Raw genomic sequence first — 21567 nt, forward strand, 5'->3', positions numbered from 1 at the left:
GTGGTGCTGGTGCTTGTCGCCGAAAACGTCGGGCATGTCAAATCCGTCGCCCAGATGACGGGCCGCGACTACGACGACCGGATGGGCGCCGCGTTGCTGGCCGATGGCCTGGGCACCACGCTTGCCGGTTTCGGCGGCGGTTCCGGAACCACCACCTATGGCGAGAACATCGGCGTGATGGCCGCCACCAAGGTCTATTCGACGGCCGCCTACTGGTGCGCCGCCGGTTTCGCGCTGCTGCTGTCGCTCTGCCCGAAGTTCGGTGCGGTCATCAACACCATTCCCTCGGGCGTGCTCGGCGGCGTGACCACCCTGCTGTACGGCATGATCGGCATGATCGGCGTGCGCATCTGGGTGGAGAACAAGGTCAACTTCGACAAGCCGATCAACATCATGGTCGCCGCCATCACCATGATCATCGCCATCGGCCAGTTCGCCTTCGCCGTGTCCGGCGTCTCCTTCAACGGCATCGCCATCGGCACCATCGTGGTGCTTGTCGCCTACCACGGCCTCAAGGCCATCGGCAGGGCGACCGGCACGATCGCCGGGGATGATCCCGACGTGCTGTGAGCGGCGCGCCCGCCGCATCCGCTGACGTCGTTGCCGGCCCCGCCGCTGCGATGTTCCGCGGCGTGCCGGGATCGGCTACGCCGCGGCCGCGAATCTACGCGACGGCCGATACGCCAGCAGCGAGACGATGACGAGCGCGGCGGTGATGGCGAGGCTGACCGGATACACGGCCATGATCCACGCGAAGGTGTGGTGCGCGGGGAACACGAAGGCCACCCAGTAGAATCTCGTGCCGCATACGCCAGCCACGGTGAGCAGAGCCGGCACCAGCGAGATGCCGAAGCCCCGGAGGTATCCGGACGCCATCTCGTACGCCATCGAGAAGATGTATCCGATGAACACCGTCACGAGCCGGACATAGCCCACCGCCACGGTGGAGGGGTCGTGGACGAAAATGGTCAGGAGGCCATGCCCGAAGAACAGGACGATCGCGATCACGGTGGCGGTGACGACGAGGTCCTCCAGATAGCAGATGGCAAGCACGCGGCGGCATCGCCTGACCTGTCCGGCGCCGTAGTTCTGGCCGGTGAAGGTGGCGCACGCCTGCGAGAAGGAGTTGAGCACCTGGTAGGCGACGGCCTCGATGTTGAACGCGGCGGACGAGGCCGCGATCACCGTGGTGCCGAGGCTGTTGATCGCGCCCTGGATGATCACGTTGGCGAAGGCGAATACGGCGCCCTGCAATCCCGCTGGAAGGCCGATGCGCAGAATCGAACGCAGCGCCAGGCCGTCGACGCGGAGCTTGCGGGGGTCGACGTGGATGGGGGCGTCGGTACGCATCAGCAGGAACAGCAGCGCCAGTGAGCTGAAGGCGTTGGACATCACGGTGGCCGTGGCGACGCCGGCGACGCTCCAGCCGAGCCCGGCGGTGAACAGGAAGCCCAGCCCCACGTTCAGCACCCCGGCCAGCGCCAGTGTCTTGAGCGGGGTTCGGGTGTCGCCGATGGCGCGGAAGATGGCTGCCTCGAAGTTGTAGAGCAGGATCACCGGCAAGCCGATCAGATAGATGCGCAGATACAGCAGCGCCAGCGGGAACACGTCGGCCGGCACGTTGAGCAGGCCCAGGATCCACGCCGCGCCGAGCTCCCCGACGACGAGCGCGAGCAGACCGCCGCACACCGCCGTCACGATCGCGGTGTGCACGGCCTTCGAGACGGCGTCCGAGCTGCCGCGTCCCACCGCGTTGGCGATGACGACGTTGGCGCCCAGTGAAATCCCGATGAAGAAGTTGACCACGAGCATCACGATGAAGCTGTTGGCCCCGACCGCCGCCACGGCCTGCGTGTCGTTGGCGCCGGAGAAGTTGCCGACGATGGCCACGCCGGTCGCGTTGAACAGCTGCTCCAGCACGCCGGTGGCCGCGACGGGCAGCGCGAACAGCAGCGCGCGGTTCCAGATGGGGCCGTGCAGCATGTCGATGGCGTTGCCGTTGGCGGTGGCGTCTGAACTACGTGTTTCGCTGATGCTCACCGATGGGCCCCCTTGCGTTTCCGGCGGTTGTGGCATTCGTTGGCGCGGATGGTGCGTGATGTGCGGCGGGGTCGCCCGCCCTGCATCGATTCGCCGTCCCGCGGTGCGATTGTAGGTGCGATTCGGCCGTGTGACAAACCGGATGGAAGTCGTCCGGCCGGTTTGCGGCGCAATAGGAAAATCCCCGCATCGCGGCAGTCGATACGGGGATCAATCAATCAAGGAGTGGGTTCATTGGCAGTGTGGACCCAACGTTCCGGCAGCCGGAACCGATGCGGTCACGCCGCGGTTTTGTGAAACACGCGGCTGATGACCCGACCGAAGCCCTGGGCGAGCTCGAAATATCCGATGCCCGGGTCGGTGGCGGAAAGACTGGAGCGCAGCACGGCGTCCATCATGTCATTGTCGGTCATGTTCTGATTTGTGGTCTTCATGATCAAGTCCTTCCTGACGGTTGCTTTTGGCTGACGCCGTCCAGCATAGGGCGGGCCGGCCGTCGAGGCCGTACGATGTTGCTCACATCTTTTGTAAAATTATCGGGTGACCATGTAATAATGATATTGCGATTGTTGGTCATCCGGAAATCCGGAGGAGGGGAGCGGGACGCATGGCGGTCGTCAAGGACTCCACATTGCGTTATCTTGAATTCATCCAGCGGGAGGACCGCGTCCGTCATCACACCTATGTGCAGGAGATGCGCCAATACGATCTGATGAAGGCGGGGGACCCGGAGGCGATCCGCGAAAGCGTGCGAATGTGGGACTCCGGCCTGTACGGCCATGTCTCCGACGATCCGGTGCGCAACGCCAAATATCTGTTCGTCACATCGATCGCCCTTGTCACCCGCTTCGCCATCGAGGGCGGCATGGACGAGGAGGACGCCTACAACGCCTCGGACCTGTATATCCAGGACATGGACCATTGCGATTCCGTGGACGCCGTGCGCCGCCTGCACACCGACATGATGACCTTCTTCACATGGGCCATGGCGGATCTGGCCAAGCAGGACGTGCAGTCGCGCCCCATCGCGGAGGTGCTGGACTACATCCACTACCACCTGCACGAGAAGATCACCGTGTCGACGCTCGCCGAGCATGTGCACCTCAACCCCACATACCTGTCCGAGCTGTTCGGCAAGGAGATGGGAACGTCGATCTCGCATTACATCACCGGTCGGCGTGTGGAGGCCGCGGGCAACATGCTCAAATACTCCCCGTACTCCCTCGCCGAGATCGCGCGGATCCTCGCGTACCGGTCCCAGAGCCATTTCACCAAGGTGTTCAAACAGGCCACCGGCATGACGCCGAAGGTATACCGAGACACCTACGCGAAAACGGGCATCTGGCCGCAGTAGGACCGGTTCCGCCGGGCGCGCTCCCATGACTTTCGTCGGTCGGCTGCCACGTCGCTGAACGTGCGGTGAATTTTTACTCCCTGGGCAATCAAAACCATGTGGAGGATCCGACGGTCGGCTACTGTGGAATGCGGCGAACACCAGCCGCATGGCCGGCTGTGAGGGCGCATTGCGACTCGCCCGTGTGTATGAGTAGATGAGTTAATCGAGTGACAGGCAAAGGAATAATCGAATATGGGGATGCCGTTGGACCTGTATGTAATCAGGCATGGTGAATCCGAGGCGAACGTCATTGTCGAGGCGGGGGAGCAAGGCGACAACTCCCTGTACACGCAAGACAACGTGACCGTGCCCGACCGTTCGTGGCGCCTGACCGCCACCGGGCGCAAACAGGCGGATTGCATCGGCCGCTGGCTGGTCTCGCAGCAGCAGCTGTTCGACCGCTACCTGGTAAGCCCCTACGTGCGCACCCGCGAGACCGCCGCCACGATGGCGCTGCCCAAGGCGCGGTGGGAGGAGACCCGCGTACTGCGCGAACGTTCGTGGGGCGAGATCAACACCATCACCAAAGACGAATTCAAAACCCATTACAGCCGCAACTGGATGTTCAAAAACACCGACCCGCTGTACTGGCGGCCACCGGCAGGCGAATCGATCGCCGACGTCTCCGAAGACCGCGTGCACAACCTGCTCACCTCGCTGAACCGCAAATCCGACGCCGAATCCGTAGTGGCCGTAACCCACGGCGATTTCATGCTGGCGCTGATGCTCACGCTCGAGGACCTGTCCGACGAGGAGTTCCTGCGCCGGTCCGACGCCGAGGAATGGAAAATCACCAACTGCACCTGCCTGCACTATTCCCGGCGCGACCCCAATACCGGACGCACATCGAAACGCGTGCGCTGGGAACAGACGGCCCGCCCCGTACTCGACGAAACGACCGGACGCTGGGAGGTCAAAGTCGAGCCCTGGCGGGAATTCCAGCGGCCGATCATGTCAAACGGAGACCTGGTGGACGTGGTGCACTCGGTCGACCCCCACCTGCTGAACTTCACCAAATAGCGCCACCGACAGCATCGCCGAACAGCGTCGCCGATAACGATTCCCGGCAACATCACCGAGTAACACGGCCGCGACACTCCCACAACTACAATGTACGACGCGACGGCACCGGGCAATGGCATACAAGGGAGAAAACGTGGCAGCGCAGAACAACTCGACATCAACACCCTCGCTCGAGACGTCGCCGCGCACAATCCTCATCGGCGCGGCACTGACATTGGCCGGCGGATCGCTATGGGGCATCAACGCCACCATCTCCAAAATGCTCATGGCCGACTACGGCGTCACGCCACTGTGGCTATCCTGCGTGCGCGAACTCGGCGCCTGCGTGCTGTTCTTCGCCTGCGCGGCGGCCACCTCGCCCAAACAACTCGCGGGGGCGCTCACCGACGCCCGGTCATGGCCCAAATACATAGGCTGCGCGCTTATCTGCGTGCTCATGGTGCAGATCGCCTACCTGTGCTCCATCAACGTGACGAATTCCGGTACCGCCACCGTGCTGCAGTCGCTGAACCTGCTGTTCGTCCTGCTGTTCACCTGCATCATGGCCAGGAGACTGCCGTCGAAACGCGAGGCCATTGGCGTGATACTGGCGTTTGCGGGCACCGTGCTCATTGCCACCGGGGGAGATCTGACGTCGTTGGCGTTGCCCGCCGAGGGGCTGCTGTGGGGATTGTTGAACGCAGCCAGCACCTCCGCCCTGCCGATTCTGCCGGTGATGCTGATGCGTCGGTGGGGGAGCTTCGCCATCAACGGCATTATGTTTCTTGTCTCCGGCCTGGTGCTGCTGCCGGTGGTCAAACCGTGGTCGAACCCCCCGGCCCTTGACGCCCGGGGGTGGGCGATGATGGCGTTCACCGTGGTGCTGGGAACCTTCGGCGCCTATTGGCTGTTCCTCATGGGATCGCGGATGGCCGGGGCCATGCGAGCCACCATGCTGGGCACCGCCGAGCCGGTGATGGCCACGATCTCCGCGGTGCTGCTGACCGGGGTGCTGTTCACCCCAACGGATCTGGTCGGGTTCGCGCTGATTGTGGCGATGGTGTTTTTGGTGCGCTGAGGCGCCTGCACGCTTGGGCGCGCCTGCCGCCATGGGGGAGGCACGCCCAAGCAAGGCGGCGGTCAGTCGGTGATGGCGGCGACGAAGGCCTTCGCGTCAGCGGCCAGTGCGTCATCGCTGACGTTGTTGGTGTCCGGCACGATGAACGGCTTGACCCATACACCGTCGGTGTGGTGCACCATCGTGGCATAGGGGCTCAGCAGCTCGTCCATCGTGACGTGATGCTTGCCTTCCGGCGTGTACGACTCCGCCGGGGAGCCGGTGGACACCGTCACCTGGAATTCCTTGCCCCTCAGGGCGTGTCCATTGCCATACGCCCAATCGGGGGTGAGCACCTTGTCCTCCCACTCCTTGAGCAGGGCGGGTGCGGAATACCAATAGAACGGGAACAGCAGCACCACGCGATCGGCGGCGTCGACCCGACGCTGCTCCGCCTTGACGTCAATGTCGAAATCCGGGTAGTCGGCGTATTCGTCGACGACCGTGACGCCGGCCGATTCGGCGGCGTCGGCCAGGGCCTTGCCGATGCGCGACGACGTGGCGAAATCGGGGTGGAACGCCAGAACCAATGTGGACATGTCAACTCCTTAGCTGAAAAAACAATCCGACAGCCCAAGGGTAATGCCGCGACGATACTTTGCATTCGCGGCGCGTACCACATATGGCGCGGGCGGCATGTGGCGAAGATCACAATATGAACGTCCGCGTCTGTTCCGCCGGGCTTTGGCTATACTGACGCGTATACACTGATATATCTGCCACAAGCATTGGTGCATGCGCGACAATGGCCACCAGCCGTGCAACTCGTGCAATTCGCGTAAACGTGTATATGGGTATATGAGAGAGAAGAACACAATGAGCAGTGCTGTCTCTGCAGCCAAACCGGGGGCACCCGCACCCGGCACGTTGGAATTCAAGAATGATTACACGCCCGGCGAGGCCGAACGCGTGATCCGCAACTCACAGGGCCTGCCGGTCGGCGTGAAACCGAAGCTGGTGTGGACGCCCGCCAAAATCGTCCTGTGGACGGTTATCGCCATCGTATGCGCCGCCGCATGGAGCGTGCTGGCCGTGTCCCGCGGCGAACGGATCTCGGCCATCTGGTTCATCGTCGTGGCGCTGAGCTCCTACGCCATCGCCTACCGCTTCTATGCGTATTACATCCAGATCAAGATCATGCGCACGAATGACGCGAACGCCACGCCGGCCGAGCGCGTGCACGACGGCGCCAACTTCGAGCGCGCCGACCGCCGCGTGCTCTTCGGCCAGCATTTCGCCGCCATCTCCGGCGCCGGCCCGCTCGTCGGCCCGATTCTGGCGGCCCAGATGGGTTACCTGCCCTCCACGCTGTGGATCATCCTCGGCGTGATCTTCGCCGGCGCCGTGCAGGACATGATGATGCTGTGGATCTCCGCGCGTCGCCGCGGCCGCTCCTTCGGCCAGATGGCCACCGACGAAATGGGCAAGTTCGGCGGCATGATCCTGTCGATCTTCCTGGTGGTGATGACCGCCATCGCCATGGCCTTCCTCGCGCTCGTCGCCATCAACGCCATGGCCTCCTCGCCGTGGGCCGTGTTCTCCATCGCGATGACCATCCCGATCGCCATCCTGATGGGCCTGTACCAGCGCTACCTGCGCCCGGGCCGCGTGATCGAAACCACGCTCCTCGGCTTCGTGCTGCTGGTCATCGACATCGTGGCCGGCGGCTGGATCGCCGAATCCTCGCTGGCTCCGATCTTCACGCTTTCCAAGCCGGCCCTGGTGATCGCCCTGGTGATCTACTCCTTCGCCGCCGCCGCGCTGCCGCACTGGCTGCTGGTGACCCCTCGCGACTACCTCTCCACGCTGATGAAGGTCGGCACGCTGGTGCTGCTGGTCATCGGCATTGTGATCGCCAACCCGTCCGTGCAGTTCCCTGCGATCTCCGAACTGGCGGGCCTGTCCACCGGACCGACCTTCTCCGGCAATCTGTTCCCGTTCCTGTTCATCACCATCGCCTGCGGAGCCCTGTCCGGTTTCCACGGTGCGGTGAGCTCCGGTCTGACGCCGAAGGCCATCGAGAAGGAGAACCAGATCCGCATGATCGGCTACGGCTCGATGCTCGTCGAGTCCTTTACCGCCATCATCGCCCTGATCGCCGCCGTGACCCTGAGCCAGGGCGTGTACTTCTCCACCAACATGTCCGCCACGCAGATCGAGACCGCCGCGGGCCAGTCCTATTCGGCCCAGGCCAGCGCCGAGTCCAATGCCGTGGCCGCCGTGGACAGCCTCAAGGTGAGCGACATCGAGGGCAACCATCTCGAAACCACCTGGGAATCCACCGATGAGAACGGTCGGCCCAAGACCTATGAGGGCGAGGAGGCCCTGACCAAGGCCGCCTCCGATCTGGGGGAGAAGACCATCGTCTCCCGCACCGGCGGCGCCACCACCTTCGCCATGGGCATGGCCAGCTTCCTCAAGTCCTATCTTGGCGGCCAGGGCACAATGGCCTTCTGGTACCACTTCGCCATCATGTTCGAGGCGCTGTTCATTCTGACCACCGTCGACAACGGCACCCGCGTGGCCCGCTACCAGATCGGCGAAATGCTCGCCAACGCGAAGAGACTCAGGAAATTCGCCGATCCGACCTGGAAGCCCGGCAACATCATCACCACGCTGATCGCCACCGCCCTGTGGGGTGGTCTGCTGTGGATGGGCGTGGCCGACGCGAACGGCGGCATCAACGCCATGGTCCCGATCTTCGGCATTTCGAACCAGTTGCTGGCCGCCGCCTGCTTCGTCCTCGTCACGGTGTGCATCGTCAAGATGGGCTACATCAAGTACGCATGGGTGACGATCGTGCCGCTGGTGTGGGATGTCGCCGTCACCTTCACGGCCGACCTGCAGAAGATCTTCGGACCGTTGAGCTACTTCACCGTGGCTTCCAAGTATCAGACGCAGATCGCTTCGGGCAAGCTCGAGGGCAAGGCTCTGGCCAACGCCCAGGCCGGTTTGAACAACGCCTACCTTGACGGCGTCCTGTCGGTGTTCTTCCTGGTCATGATGGCCGCCTTCGTTGTGGTGGGCATCATGGTGGTCGTCCGCACGCTGGCAGCCGGAAAGTTCGGCGCCGACACCACCTCCGAGGACCCCTTCGAGGAATCCCGGTGGTTCGCTCCCTCCGGCCTGCTGCCCACCGGCCTTGAAAAGAAGGTTCAGCGCGAATACGCGGCCAAATTGCAGGAGCTCCGCCAGAGCGAACAGCCCGCGGCATGATGCTCGGGCAACTGGCCAAGGCGTGGCGTGCCGTGGTGTGGTACGCCCGGGAGATCAGCGGCGAGGCGCGATACGACCATTATCTCGAGCGCTTCGCCGCCGATCATCCCGGCCAGACCCCGCTGAGCGAGGTCGAATACCTTCGCAGGCGCGAGGAGTACGACCGCCTGCATCCCAACACCGGCTGCTGCTGCTGAACCCGGCGTCAGTTCGAGAAGTCGATGTCGCCGAGCTTGCCGATCAGCTTCATGTTCTCGCTGTAATCCACCGGGCAGGCGATGATGTCGACGCCGGAGCCGTCCTGCAGGGAGTGCCGCAGGACGGGGAAGAGCTCGTCGGCGGATTCGATCAGATGGCCTTTGGCGCCGAAGCTCTGGGCGAGCTCGACCACATCCGGATTCCTGAAGTCCACATATTCGTGGCTGCCGTCATGAATGTCCATCTTCCATTTGATGAGGCCGTAGGCTCCATCTACCCAGACCAGAATCACGATGCGGCACCCGCACCGGACCGCCGTCTCGATCTCCTGCACGTTCATCATGAACGAGCCGTCGCCCATCACCGCGAGCACCGGGCGGCCTGGATTCGCGAGCGAGGCGGCCACTGCGCCGGGCAGCGTCCAGGCCATCGTCGACAGCGAATTGTCGATGACGCAGGTGTTGGAATAATACGTGGGGTAGAGGCGGGCCATCCACATCTTGAGCGCGCCCGTGTCGACCAGGGTGATGTCGGTGTCCGTCTCCATGGCCCGACGGGTGTCGTACACCACGCGCTGCGGTTTCATGGGGAAGGCGTCGTCCTTGGCATGGGACCGGAATTCGTCCATCAGCAGTTCGCGAATGCGGGGATGTGATTCGTCGAAGCGGATGCCGCGCTCGTGCAGCACGACTATCAGCGCGGCCAGCGTCGCGTCGATGTCGCCCATGATGTTCAACGCGGTCGAATAGTGCGCATCCGTATCCTCGGCGAAGGTGTTGATGTGGATGATCGTCTTGTCGTCGTTCGGGTTGATCTTCTTCGGATCGAACTGCTGGATGGAAAAGCCCACCGTGATGATCAGATCCGCCTCGTCGAAGGCGAAGTTCTCGTAGTCGTGGCGCATGAAACCAACCACGCCCAGGGCGTTGGGGATGCGGTCGGAGATGACGCCCTTGCCTTCGAAGGTGGTGGCGACCGGCACGTTCAGCTGCTCGGCCAGGGCGAGCAGACGGTTCTCGGCATGGGCGCGCGCCACGCCGTTGCCCGCCAGAATGATCGGGTGCTTGGACTGGGCGATGATGCTCGCGGCTTCGACGATCGTGTCATGGGTGGGTACGATCTGCACGGGTTTGGGCAGCGGAAGCGGCTTCAATCCGGGCGGGCACGGCATATCCGCCACGTCCTCCGGAAGAACCAGACAGGTTGCGCCCGGGCGTTTGCGCGTGGCGATGGAGAAGGCCTTGCGAATCATCTCGGGCACCGACTCGGGGGTCATGATCATGCTCGACCACTGGGTCAGCGGACGGAACACCGACACCAGGTCGATGATCTGATGCGACTCCTTGTACAGTCGCCCCACATTGCCCTGCGCGCAGATCGCGACCAATGGCGTGGTGCCGGCGTTCGCCTGGGCCACCGGCAGCGTGAGGTTCAGCGCGCCCGGTCCGAGCGTCGCCATGCACACGCCCGGCTCGCCGGTCAGATGGCCGTGGGTCGCCGCCATGAACCCGGCGCCCTGCTCGTGGCGGGTGAGGATGAACCTGATGCGACCGTCCCGCTTCAGCGCCTCCATGAGGGGGATGTTCTCCTCGCCGGGGATGCCGAACATGACCCGCACCCCTTCGTTGACCAGACATTCGACGAACAGGTCGGCGACGGTTTTCACATGCTTCGTCGTCGCGGTTGCTGACTTCACTGCTTTTGCCCCGCTGCCTTCAGCGTTCCTGGGCTTGTTCTCGGTACACACGGCAGAACATGGTGACATGCATTTGTGACGTCCGTATGTCGGGTGTGTGTTCGCGCAGCCGCGGATGGCGCCGCGCCTCAGCACTCCACCACATTCACCGCCAGGCCGCCGGTGGACGTTTCCTTGTACTTGGCCTGCATGTCGGCGCCGGTTTGCTTCATGGTGGCGATCGCCTGATCGAGCGAGACGATATGCGACCCGTTGCCCAGCATGGCCATGCGCGCCGCGTTGATCGCGGTGTTCGCGGCCATCGCATTGCGCTCGATGCAGGGGATCTGCACCAGGCCTCCGATCGGGTCGCAGGTGAGTCCCAAATGGTGTTCGATGCCGATTTCGGCCGCGTTTTCCACTTGCCGGGGGGTGCCGCCGAGCACCGCGCACAATCCCGCCGCGGCCATCGAACAGGCCGAACCGACCTCACCCTGGCATCCGACCTCGGCGCCGGAGATCGAGGCGTTGCGCTTGAACAGGGTGCCGACCGCGCCCGCCGTGACCAGGAATTTCACGACGCCGTCGACGTCGGGGTTCTCCGCGAACAGCCAGTAGTAGTGCAGCACCGCCGGAATGACGCCGGCCGACCCATTCGTCGGCGCGGTGACGATGCGCCCCCCGGCGGCGTTCTCCTCGCTGACGGCCAGGGCGAAGAGATCAACCCATTCCATCGCCGAGGCGCGTGCGGTCATCGAATGCCGCGGGCTGTCGCTGCAGTCGGGGTCGAGCGGGTCGTCGGTGAGCTGCGCGTAGAGCTTCGGCGCGCGCCGGGCCACATCAAGACCTCCCGGCAGGATCGGCTCGCGCGAGTTGCAGCCGTGATGCACGCACTCGCGCATCACCTGCCATATCCGGAGCAACCTTCCGCGCAATTCGTCGGCGGCGTGCATGGTCAACTCGTTGCGCCACACCACCTCGTCGATCGGCAGGCCCTCTCGCCCGCAGATGTCCAGCAGCTCGTCCGCGCTGGAGAAGGGGAAGGGGACCGGGGCGTCTTGCCCGCCGGAGTCCTTGCGCCGGTCGTCATGCCGATCATCCGGCTCATGGCCGTCTCGAACCGGTTCGAGATCGTCGAGGCCTCCGCGCACCACAAAGCCGCCGCCCACCGAGAACCACGCTTCGATGGCCAGGGGCCGCCCATCGGCGTCGAACGCCTCGAAGCGCATGCCATTGGGGTGGCGGCGCGGCGTGATCCAGCGTTCGAACATCATGTCGTGGTCATAGTCGAAAGGCATGTCGTGGTCGCCGTCCACGCGCAATACGCCGCGCCCGTCCGCCCGTTCGCGAATATGCAGCAGATCGTCGGTGTCCACGCTTTGAGGTTCGGCGCCTTCCAGCCCGGCCATCACGGCTCGGTCGGTGCCATGGCCAAGACCGGTCTGCGCCAGCGAGCCGTACAGCGTCGTCCGCACCCGCGCCACGCGACCGATCAGCCCCTGCCGGCGCAACCCCAGGACGAACGCGCTGGCGGCCCGCATCGGTCCCACGGTATGCGACGAAGAGGGGCCGACGCCAATGGAGAACATGTCGAGCACACTAAGCATTCATTGTCCTTGATCGCCGGTCGGTGTCGCGCACGCCCACGATGCGCGCACGGTGATTCGCAATGGCAATTGTCGTCTTACCCATGGATACTGTTGGTGAACCACGACAATGGACAAGCGAGGAGGCTTATGCGACTCATTGACGAGACGATCGATGGAATCGACGGCACCGTGGCGCGGTTTCGCGGCTATCTGATCGACAACAGCAGCCAGATGGATCCCGATCGCGTGCGGCCGGCGGTGCTGATCCTGCCCGGAGGCGCCTACGCGCACACGTCGCCGAGGGAGGCGGAGCCGATCGCGTTGAAGATGATCGGCTACGGCTACCAGGCCTTCATCCTCGACTACTCCTGCGCGCCAAGCGTCTATCCGGTGGCGCTGCTTGAAACCGCCGAGGCCATGAAACGCATCCGCGAGCATGCCGCGCAGTGGCATATCGATCCCGGTGCGATCGTCATCGCCGGCTTTTCGGCCGGCGGCCACGCGGCGGCCCTGTTCTCCGAACAGTGGGACAACGAGGCCGTGATCGAGCATGAGTACACCCCGGAGCGCATCAGGCCGAACGGCCTGATGCTCGGCTACCCCGTGATCAGCGCCGGCCCGTACGCCCACCGCGACTCAATCGACAACCTGCTGGGCAGGGGCCGCCGCCGGGACCCGGAATGGCTGGACCAAGTGTCGCTGGAACTGCATGCGGACGCCGGTCATGTGCCGCAGACCTTCCTGTGGACCACGGTCACCGATCAGGCGGTGGACGTGCGCAATTCCATGCTGTTCGCCAACGCGTTGATCGAAGCCGGCGTCAACGTCGAACTTCACGTCTTCCCGACGGGCGGTCACGGCTCGTCGCTGGGCACGCCCGAAACCGACAACGGCAGTCACAGCATCGGCGATCTGCCGTGCGTAAGCGTCTGGCCGAGCCTGTTCGACCGGTGGGTGCAAGACAAGTTCCCGGCGGCCACCAGCTGGAAATCCGGGAATAGGGGATAGCCGTCCGCATATTTTCCCTACGGTCGGATAGGCTGGACCCATGTCTTTCTTTGATATGTTCGGCGGCGTCTTCGACTCAGACTTCGACCCCCGCGATCCCAACGATCCCCGAAATCCCCGCAATCGACGAGCCCGCGCCAATCGTGCAGACGATGACGATCCGATCATCATCAACGTTCAGGCCGATGGCGACGAGAACCGCTCAGGCGCCGCCGGCGCCTCCGTCCCCCCTCGCCGGGCCAATGGCGGCCCGCGCATCACCAGTCGGCCGCAGTCATCCGGCTCCCGGAGGGGATCGCGGATCCTCTGGGCGGCGATAGTCGTTCTCGTCGTCATCGCCGGTCTGTTCTTCGGGCTGGCTCACTTCATCACCGATCTGATGTGGTACGGCCAGCTCGGCTTCTCATCCGTGGTCTGGACCCAGCTCGGCGTCAAAGTCGGCCTGTGGGTGGCCTACGCGGTGCTCATGGCATTGATGACCTTCGTCTCCGCATGGCTGGCCATCCGAGCCCGTCCGGATGCGGCGGACGGTTCCACCATTCGCGTCAACGGCGATGTGATCGAGGTGGGCAAGGGCGTCAGCACGAAACTCGCCATGCGCGTCGCGATCGTGGTGTCGCTGGTGGTGGGCGTGCTCTTCGGATCCCAGTTCAACGCCAACTGGTCCGAGATACTCCTGATGTTCAACGGCCAGAAGTTCGGCGTCGCCGACCCGCAGTTCGGCATTGACAACGGCTTCTACGTGTTCGTGCTGCCCGGCTTGCGCCTGGTGGCGTCCGCCGTCCAGATGCTGCTGGCGGTCAGCCTGGTGTTCTCCGTGATCACGCATTTCCTGATGGGCGGCATTCGCCTGCAGATGCCGGTGCACGGCCGTTCGATCCTCAACCTGACGGCCCGCGCCCGTCGCCAGCTGGCCGTCTGGATCATCCTGAACTTCCTGGTGGCCGCCTTCCAGATGCTGCTGGGCATGTTCGGTCAGCTCACCGTCCAGGGCGAGCGCATCACCGGCGCCTCATACGTTTCCGTAAACGCCACCATCCCCATGACCATCGTGATGGCGGCGCTGGTGGCCCTGCTCGGCGTGGTGCTCGGCGCGTGGGTCATGAACGCCAAGGCGCTGGGCGCCGGCACCCCGGCGAACTCCGCCATGGCCGCCTTCCGCCTGTGGCGCACCCCGGTCATCTCCGTCGCCGTGGTCGTCGTCGTCTCGCTGGTGCTGGGCGTCGTCTGGCCCGTGCTGCTGCAGCGGTTCAAGGTCAATCCGAACGCGCAGGAGCTGGAATCCACCTATATTCAGCGCAACATCGACGCGACCACAGCCGCCTACGGGCTCGACAAGCTCAGTGTCGAGGAGTACGACGCCACCACGCAGGGCAAAACCGGCGCGCTGTCGGAGAACGCCGAGGCAACGGCGCAGATCCGCCTGCTCGACCCGCAGGTGGTGTCGTCCACCTTCAAGCAGCTGCAGCAGTCCAAGCAGTACTACACCTTCGCCGACACGCTCGCGGTCGACAAATACGAGATCAACGGCGAAAGCCAGGACACGGTGATCGCGGCGCGCGAGATCAATCTCGACGGCAACGACAACCGCAACTGGGTGAACGACCATACCGTGTACACGCACGGCTACGGCATCGTCGCGGCGTACGGCAACAAGGTCACGTCCGACGGCCAGCCCGAGTTCTTCGAGAAGGACATCCCGACCTCCGGCGCGCTGACTGACACGGAACATTACGAGCCGCGCATCTACTTCTCCCCGAAGGCGCCCGAATACTCGATCGTGGGGGCTCCGGAAGGGTCCTCCTCGTGGGAGTTCGATTATCCGACGGGTTCCCAGGGCGCCACCACCACCTTCACCGGCAACGGCGGCCCGAGCCTCGGCAATATCTTCTCCCGTCTACTGTATGCCGTGCGTTTCGGCTCCGACCAGATCCTCTTCTCCGACCGCGTGACTTCCGAGTCCCAGATCCTCTACGATCGTTCCCCCAAGGAGCGCGTCGCCAAGGTGGCTCCGTATCTCACGCTCGACGGCCGCGTGTATCCGGCGGTGGTCGACGGCCGCGTGAAGTGGATCGTGGATGGCTACACCACGTCGGCGAACTACCCGTACTCCCAGACGGTCGATTTGGCCGAGGCCACCGAGGACTCGACCACCGAGAACTCCGATACCGTCAAGAGCCTCAGCTCCCAGAAGGCCAATTACATCCGCAACTCCGTCAAGGCGACAGTCGACGCCTATGACGGCTCGGTGGATCTGTACGCTTGGGACGAGAACGATCCCGTGCTCAAGGCGTGGGAGCAGATCTTCCCCGGCCAGTATCACCCGCTCTCCGAGATCTCCGGGGATCTGATGAGTCATATGCGCTATCCGGAGAGCCTGTTCAAGGTGCAGCGCGAGCTGCTGGGCAAGTATCACGTCAGGCAGGCCAGCCAGTTCTTCTCCGGCGAGGACTTCTGGCAGACGCCGACCGACCCGACCGAATCGGACAGCCAGCGCGCCCAGGGCGTCAAGCAGCCGCCGTACTACCTGACGCTGCAGACCGGCGGTTCCGACGAGCCCATCTTCTCCCTGACGTCGACGTATATCCCCGCCGGTACGGTGACGCGTGAGATCCTCACCGGATTCCTGTCGGTGGACTCCGACGCCGGCAACACCGCGGGCACCATCGGGAAGAACTACGGCACGCTGCGGCTGATGGAGCTGCCGAAGAACACCAATGTGCCAGGCCCCGGCCAGGCGCAGAACAACTTCAACGCCAACGCCGATGTGTCGAAGGAACTGAACCTGCTGCAATCCGGCTCCACCAACGTGGTGCGCGGCAACCTCCTGACCCTGCCGATCGGCGGCGGACTGGTGTACGTGCAGCCCGTCTACGTGCAGTCGAACGGGTCCACCAGCTTCCCGCTGATGAAGAAGGTGCTGGTCGCCTTCGGTGACCAGGTCGGGTTCGCCGACACCCTTGACGAGGCCCTCGACCAGGTGTTCGGCGGCAATTCCGGCGCCTCGGCCGGCGACGCCGCCAACTCCGACGGGCAGGAGACCAAGGCGCCGAAGGTGGACGGCTCCGCGGGATCGACGTCGTCCGGCTCGTCCGGCGCGACTGGTTCGTCATCGTCCGGCGGGCAGTCGAGCGCCTCGCCGAGCCCGTCCGCCTCGTCCTCCTCGGGATCGTCGGCCAGCTCGTTGCAGCAGGCGTTGGACGAGGCCAGCAAGGCGCTCAACGATTCCGACACCGCTCGCCGGAACGGCGACTGGGCCGCCTACGGCGACGCCCAGCAGCGGCTCAAGGACGCGATCGGCAAAGCCGTGGAGCTGCAGGGGCAGTGACGGATGCCGATGCGGACCCGCGGACCGGAGGGATGGGATTCCCTCCGGCCCGCGGTCGTTGTCGGCGATATGATGTCGGTATGCTCCACATTCGTCGCGTCGATCATGACCCATCCGACATCCGCTCCATCGCGCGGATCTACAACGCCTCCGTGACCGCCGGCGGCTCCACCGCCGATCTCGAGCCCCAGAGCTTCGAACAGAGGCTCGCGTGGGTGACGTCGCACCGGGAGCCGTATGGGGTGTATGTCGTCGAAACCGACGAAAGCCGCGACGAAGGTGACGGGGGCGTCGGCGCATCGGGCCGCGAAATCGTCGCCTTCGGGGCGCTGTCGGTGTTCTACGATCGTCCCGGGTACGACGGCGTGGTCGACCTGGCCTACTATGTCGCTCCCGATCGTCAGGGGCGGGGGATCGGGACGGCGCTGCTCGATTTTCTACTGCGGGAGGCCCGCCGTCTCCATATGCGCAAGGCGATCGGCATCATCTTCGCCGACAACGCCGGTTCCACCGCGCTTATGAGGCGATTCGGCTTCACGCGGTTCGGTCTGCTGCCACGGGCGGCCCGCTCCACCCGTGGCATGCACGACATGTCGTATTGGCATCTCGATCTGTAGGCGGGGCCGCGGGCTGCCGGGGCCGGCCCACCGGTTCACGCCTGTGGGTACAATCGATGCGTTTGACGGCTCCGCGACGGTTTCGCAATCACGAGATATCGCCCCGTCGCGGGCACAGGGAAGAACGCAGCAGCATATCAAGGGTTATCAAGGGTAGGCTATGGCATCTGATTATTGGCTGATCGTGGGGTTGGGCAATCCCGGCAAAAAATACGAAGGCACCCGTCACAATATGGGGTTCATGACCGCCGACGTGTTGGCGGAGCGGTGGGGCGTCGGCTTCTCCGACCACAAGGGGCTGGCCCTGCTGGGCAAATCCGTGATGAACCTCGATGGCCGGTCCGTCAAGTTCTTTCTCGCCAAGCCGCTGACCTACATGAACGATTCCGGCAACGCCGTGGCGTCGATCAGCGCCTACTACCAGATCGAGCCCGACCGCATCGTGGTGATCCATGACGACATGGATCTCGAATTCGGCCGCATCAAGGTCAAGGCCGGCGGTTCGGCTGGCGGCCACAACGGCATCAAATCAATCGACCGGTCGCTGGGCACGCCGCGCTACGCCCGTGTGCGCATGGGAGTCGGCCACGCGGCTCGCGGCGCGCACGCCCACGACAACACCGTGAACTGGGTGCTTGGGGGATTCGGCCCCGACCAGCGCAAGCGGCTTCCCGATTTCCTGGCGGATGGCGCCGACGCCGCCGAGGAGCTCGTGTTCCACGGATTGGCGAAGACCCAGGAGAAGTTCAATGGTCGATAAGACCGGCGCCCGCGCCGACGGCGCATCTTCGCCGCGTTCGCCGCTCGACGGCGGATCGCTGTCGTATCTTCTTGATTTGTTGGACAAGGACCCGGGATTCCACGACGTGGCTTCCGGCGAGGCCGAGTTTCCCGATTCGAAGGTCGATCCGAGCCTGACCGTCGGCATGCCGGAAGGTCTGCGCCCCGCCTTGGCCGCGGCAATCGCCGGTCGTGCCCCCGTGGTGATGGTTGTGCCGTCCGGTCGCGTCGCCGAGGAGACAGTTGGCGCATTGCGCTCCTGGTATCCGGGCGATCCGGCCGACATAGCGCAGCTTGAGGCATGGGAGACCCTGCCGCATGAGAGGCTCAGCCCGCGCGCCGACACCGTGGCCAGCAGGATGGCCGTGTTCCGCCGGCTTCGTCATCCCCAGGCCGGCAATCCCATGTTCGGTCCCATTCGCGTGCTGGTGATGCCGGTCCGTTCGCTGATCCAGCCGGTGGTTCGCGGCCTCGGCGACGTGGAGCCGCTGGTGTTCGAACGGGGCAAGGACATGCCGCTTGACCAGGCTGCGAAGCGTCTGGTGGAGAACGCCTACACCCGCACCGATCTGGTGATGGACCGCGGCGAGTTCGCCGTTCGCGGCGGCATTGTGGATGTGTTTCCGCCGACCGCCCCCCATCCGGTGCGCATCGAGCTCTTTGGCGACGAAATCGACGAAATTCACGAGTTCCATGCCTCGGATCAACGCACCTACGGCGACTCCCTCGATTCGATTTGGGCCACGCCCTGCCGCGAGCTGCAGCTCACCGGCGAGATCTGCGTCCGCGCCAAGTCGTTGATCGGTTCGATTCCGAACGCCGAGGACATGCTTGAGTCCATCGCCAACGCCGTTCCGGTGGAGGGCATGGAGTCCCTGCTGCCGGCGCTGGTGGACGACATGGAGCCGGTCGGCGCCCTGCTGCCCGACCACGCCGTGGTGCTCCTGTCCGACCCGGAGAAACTGCGGCGCAGCGCCGAGGATCTGGCCAAAACCGCCAACGAGTTCCTGGCCGCCAGCTGGCACGTCGCGGCATCCGGCCATGGCGCCGGTGCGCCGATCAGCTTCGATCAGGCAAGTTTCCTGGATTACGAGGAGACCATATCGTCATTGACCTTCTCCAGTCACGACGTGGTCAACCTCACCAGCTTCGGCGTCGACGAGTCGCTGCCGGGGCACATCCAGGTGAAGGCCCAGGCGCCGGCCGAGTTCCGCGGCGACGAGACCAAGGCGCATGAGGGCATCGAGGGCCTGGTCGACGCCGGCTACCAGGTGCTGCTCACCGCGGCCGCGCAGGGCACGCTGACCAGGCTCACCCGCGCCGTCAATTCCACGGGGATCGGCGCAATCACCCCGATCCGATCCCGGGCCATCGACGGGTTCGTCGACACGGCCGCCCGTCTGGCGCTGCTCACCGAGCGGGACCTCACAGGTCGCAGCACCGCGGCGGGCGTCGTCAAAACGCCCAAGCGCCGACGCAAGGCCATCGATCTCATGGAGCTCAAGCCCGGCGACTACGTGGTCCACGAGCAGCATGGCGTGGGCCGGTTCGTCGGAATGCGGCAGCGGACCATCGGCAAGGGGGAGAGCGCGGTCACCCGCGAATACCTGGTGATCGAATATGCCCCCAGCAAACGCGGCGCCCCCGCCGACAAACTGTTCATTCCCACCGACCAGCTTGACCAGGTCAGCAAATACATCGGCGCGGAAGCACCGAAACTCAACAAGCTGGGCGGCTCCGACTGGGCGGCGACCAAGGCCAGGGCGCGCAAGCACGTCCACGAGATCGCCGAGGACCTGGTCAAACTGTATTCCGCCCGCCAGCGCGCCCGCGGCTTCGCCTTCAGCCCGGACACCCCGTGGCAGAAGGAACTGGAGGACGCGTTCCCGTATCAGGAGACCGCCGACCAGCTCACCACCATCGACGAGGTCAAGGCCGATATGGAGAAGCCGGTTCCGATGGACCGTCTGATCTGCGGCGACGTGGGATTCGGCAAAACCGAGATCGCGGTCCGCGCCGCGTTCAAGGCCGTGCAGGATTCCAAGCAGGTGGCGGTGCTGGTGCCCACCACCCTGCTGGTGCAGCAGCACTACGAGACCTTCACCGAACGCTTCGAGGGATTCCCCGTCAATGTGGCCGCGGTGAGCCGCTTCCAGACCGCCAAGGAGGTCAACGAAACCATCAAGGGTCTTGAAGACGGTTCCGTCGACGTGGTGATCGGCACGCACAAGCTGCTCAACCCCAAGATCAGGTTCAAGGATCTCGGACTGGTGATCATCGACGAGGAGCAGCGCTTCGGCGTCGAGCACAAGGAAACGCTCAAAGCGTTGCGCACCAATGTGGACGTGCTTTCGCTGTCCGCCACGCCGATCCCGCGCACGCTTGAAATGGCCGTTACCGGCATCCGTGAGATGTCGACGCTGGCCACGCCTCCCGAGGACCGCCTTCCGGTGCTCACCTACGTGGGCGCATACGAGGACGCGCAGGTCACCGCGGCCGTGCGTCGCGAACTGCTGCGCGGCGGCCAGGTGTTTTACGTGCACAACCGCGTCGAGGACATCTCCCGTGTGGCCGACAAGATTCACCAACTGGTTCCCGAGGCGCATGTGGGGATCGCCCACGGCAAGATGGGCGAGAAGCAGCTCGACCAGATCATCCGCGATTTCTGGCACCGCGACATCGACGTGCTGGTGTGCACCACGATCATCGAGACGGGCCTTGACATCTCGAACGCCAACACGCTGATCGTCGACCACGCCGACCGGTTCGGACTGTCCCAGCTGCACCAGCTGCGCGGCCGCGTGGGCCGAGGGCGCGAACGCGCGTACGCATACTTCCTCTACGATCCGTCGAAGCCGATGACCCAGCAGTCGCATGACCGTCTGGCCACCATCGCGCAGCATACGGCGCTTGGCTCGGGCTTCGACGTTGCCATGAAGGATCTGGAGCTGCGCGGCACCGGCAACCTGCTGGGGGACGAGCAGTCCGGCCACATCGAGGGCGTGGGCTTCGACCTTTACGTACGCATGGTGTCCGAGGCCGTGGAGGCGTATAAGGAGCCTGAATCGCAGGTCGAATCCGTGGCGGTGTCCATCGATCTGCCGATCGAGGCTTCGATTCCCGTGTCGTATATCGATTCGGACAAGCTCAGGCTCGAAGCCTATCGCAAGCTGGCGTCGGCCCGCACCGAGGATGATCTCAAGGATCTCACCGAGGAACTCACCGACCGGTACGGCCCGCTGCCGGCCGAATTCGACGCGTTGTTCGATGTGGCGAGACTGCGCTTCAAGGCCCGCAAGCTCGGTCTAACCGAGATTCTCGCGCAATCGGGCAGGCTGCGCGTCGGCAAAATCACGCCCCGGGAGTCGGTGCAGATGCGCATGGCCCGCATCTACAAGGGCATCCAGTACCGGCCGGTCACCAAGACGTATATCATCGCCACCCCGTTTGCCGGTTCGCTCGGTTCGGGTCCGATGAGCTCGCACGAGATCGTCGCCTGGACCAGCCGGCTGCTGGACGATCTCGCGTGGACGCCCTCCGCGAAGCGCCAGGCGTAGGTGGCATAGGGTTCCGACCCGGCCCCGCGAGACGGCTGCTGCGC

At 64.5% G+C, this 21567-nt stretch carries 16 protein-coding genes; 11 read left to right on the forward strand and 5 right to left on the reverse strand.

The window, feature by feature from the left end; translation table 11 throughout:
* The coding region (locus tag B2994_RS00315; RefSeq protein WP_291526425.1) for a solute carrier family 23 protein at nt 1–570 on the forward strand (570 nt) is incomplete at its 5' end.
* A 75-nt stretch (nt 571–645) separates the two neighbouring features.
* Here B2994_RS00315 and B2994_RS00320 read toward each other — a convergent pair.
* The gene (locus B2994_RS00320; protein ID WP_291526426.1) at nt 646–2040 is read right to left on the reverse strand and encodes an MATE family efflux transporter; all 1395 of its coding nucleotides are present in this window, start codon (nt 2038–2040) and stop codon (nt 646–648) included.
* A gap of 278 nt (nt 2041–2318) precedes the next feature.
* Nucleotides 2319–2474 (reverse strand): hypothetical protein, encoded by a 156-nt coding sequence (locus tag B2994_RS00325; protein WP_291526427.1) that lies wholly within the window; start codon nt 2472–2474, stop codon nt 2319–2321.
* Nucleotides 2475–2647: 173 nt separating this feature from the next.
* Here B2994_RS00325 and B2994_RS00330 point away from each other — a divergent pair, with 173 nt between their 5' ends.
* The 3 genes from B2994_RS00330 (at nt 2648) to B2994_RS00340 (ending at nt 5516) form a co-directional block, all read left to right on the forward strand.
* Entirely contained in the window at nt 2648–3394 is a 747-nt protein-coding gene (locus tag B2994_RS00330) for an AraC family transcriptional regulator (protein WP_291526428.1), read from the forward strand.
* 234 nt (nt 3395–3628) lie between these two features.
* Nucleotides 3629–4456, forward strand: a complete 828-nt coding sequence (locus B2994_RS00335; RefSeq protein WP_291526429.1) for a histidine phosphatase family protein — start codon at nt 3629–3631, stop codon at nt 4454–4456.
* A 115-nt stretch (nt 4457–4571) separates the two neighbouring features.
* A complete protein-coding gene (locus tag B2994_RS00340) occupies nt 4572–5516 on the forward strand; it encodes a DMT family transporter (protein ID WP_291526430.1) in 945 nt (314 codons plus the stop codon).
* Between the two features lie 62 nt (nt 5517–5578).
* On the opposite strand, the gene B2994_RS00345 is transcribed toward B2994_RS00340, so the two are convergent.
* Nucleotides 5579–6094, reverse strand: a complete 516-nt coding sequence (locus B2994_RS00345; protein WP_291526431.1) for an NAD(P)H-dependent oxidoreductase — start codon at nt 6092–6094, stop codon at nt 5579–5581.
* 277 nt (nt 6095–6371) lie between these two features.
* Between B2994_RS00345 and B2994_RS00350 the strand changes: the two genes are divergently transcribed.
* Nucleotides 6372–8771 (forward strand): carbon starvation CstA family protein, encoded by a 2400-nt coding sequence (locus B2994_RS00350; RefSeq protein WP_291526432.1) that lies wholly within the window; start codon nt 6372–6374, stop codon nt 8769–8771.
* Nucleotides 8771–8968 (forward strand): YbdD/YjiX family protein, encoded by a 198-nt coding sequence (locus tag B2994_RS00355; RefSeq protein WP_349675649.1) that lies wholly within the window; start codon nt 8771–8773, stop codon nt 8966–8968. The genes B2994_RS00350 and B2994_RS00355 overlap by 1 nt, the downstream gene beginning before the upstream one ends.
* 8 nt (nt 8969–8976) lie before the next feature.
* Here the strand turns inward: B2994_RS00355 and B2994_RS00360 are convergent, their stop codons facing one another.
* Nucleotides 8977–10734 carry an acetolactate synthase large subunit gene (locus tag B2994_RS00360; RefSeq protein ID WP_414630610.1) on the reverse strand — a complete coding sequence of 586 codons (1758 nt, stop codon included), beginning with the start codon at nt 10732–10734 and terminating at the stop codon, nt 8977–8979.
* Between the two features lie 59 nt (nt 10735–10793).
* Nucleotides 10794–12251 carry an L-serine ammonia-lyase gene (locus B2994_RS00365; protein ID WP_291526435.1) on the reverse strand — a complete coding sequence of 486 codons (1458 nt, stop codon included), beginning with the start codon at nt 12249–12251 and terminating at the stop codon, nt 10794–10796.
* 129 nt (nt 12252–12380) lie between these two features.
* Between B2994_RS00365 and B2994_RS00370 the strand changes: the two genes are divergently transcribed.
* From B2994_RS00370 to mfd, 5 genes are all read left to right on the forward strand, one after another.
* Entirely contained in the window at nt 12381–13241 is an 861-nt protein-coding gene (locus tag B2994_RS00370) for an alpha/beta hydrolase (RefSeq protein ID WP_291526436.1), read from the forward strand.
* Nucleotides 13242–13281: 40 nt separating this feature from the next.
* The gene (locus B2994_RS00375) at nt 13282–16569 is read left to right on the forward strand and encodes a UPF0182 family protein (RefSeq protein ID WP_291526437.1); all 3288 of its coding nucleotides are present in this window, start codon (nt 13282–13284) and stop codon (nt 16567–16569) included.
* Between the two features lie 80 nt (nt 16570–16649).
* A complete protein-coding gene (locus tag B2994_RS00380) occupies nt 16650–17186 on the forward strand; it encodes a GNAT family N-acetyltransferase (RefSeq protein WP_291526438.1) in 537 nt (178 codons plus the stop codon).
* Between the two features lie 160 nt (nt 17187–17346).
* A complete protein-coding gene (gene pth, locus B2994_RS00385; protein ID WP_291526439.1) occupies nt 17347–17946 on the forward strand; it encodes an aminoacyl-tRNA hydrolase in 600 nt (199 codons plus the stop codon).
* A complete protein-coding gene (gene mfd, locus B2994_RS00390) occupies nt 17936–21523 on the forward strand; it encodes a transcription-repair coupling factor (protein WP_291526440.1) in 3588 nt (1195 codons plus the stop codon). The genes pth and mfd overlap by 11 nt, the downstream gene beginning before the upstream one ends.
* Nucleotides 21524–21567: the final 44 nt, after the last annotated feature.

Source organism: Bifidobacterium sp. UBA744, from assembly GCA_002298605.1.
Lineage (GTDB): Bacteria > Actinomycetota > Actinomycetes > Actinomycetales > Bifidobacteriaceae > Bifidobacterium.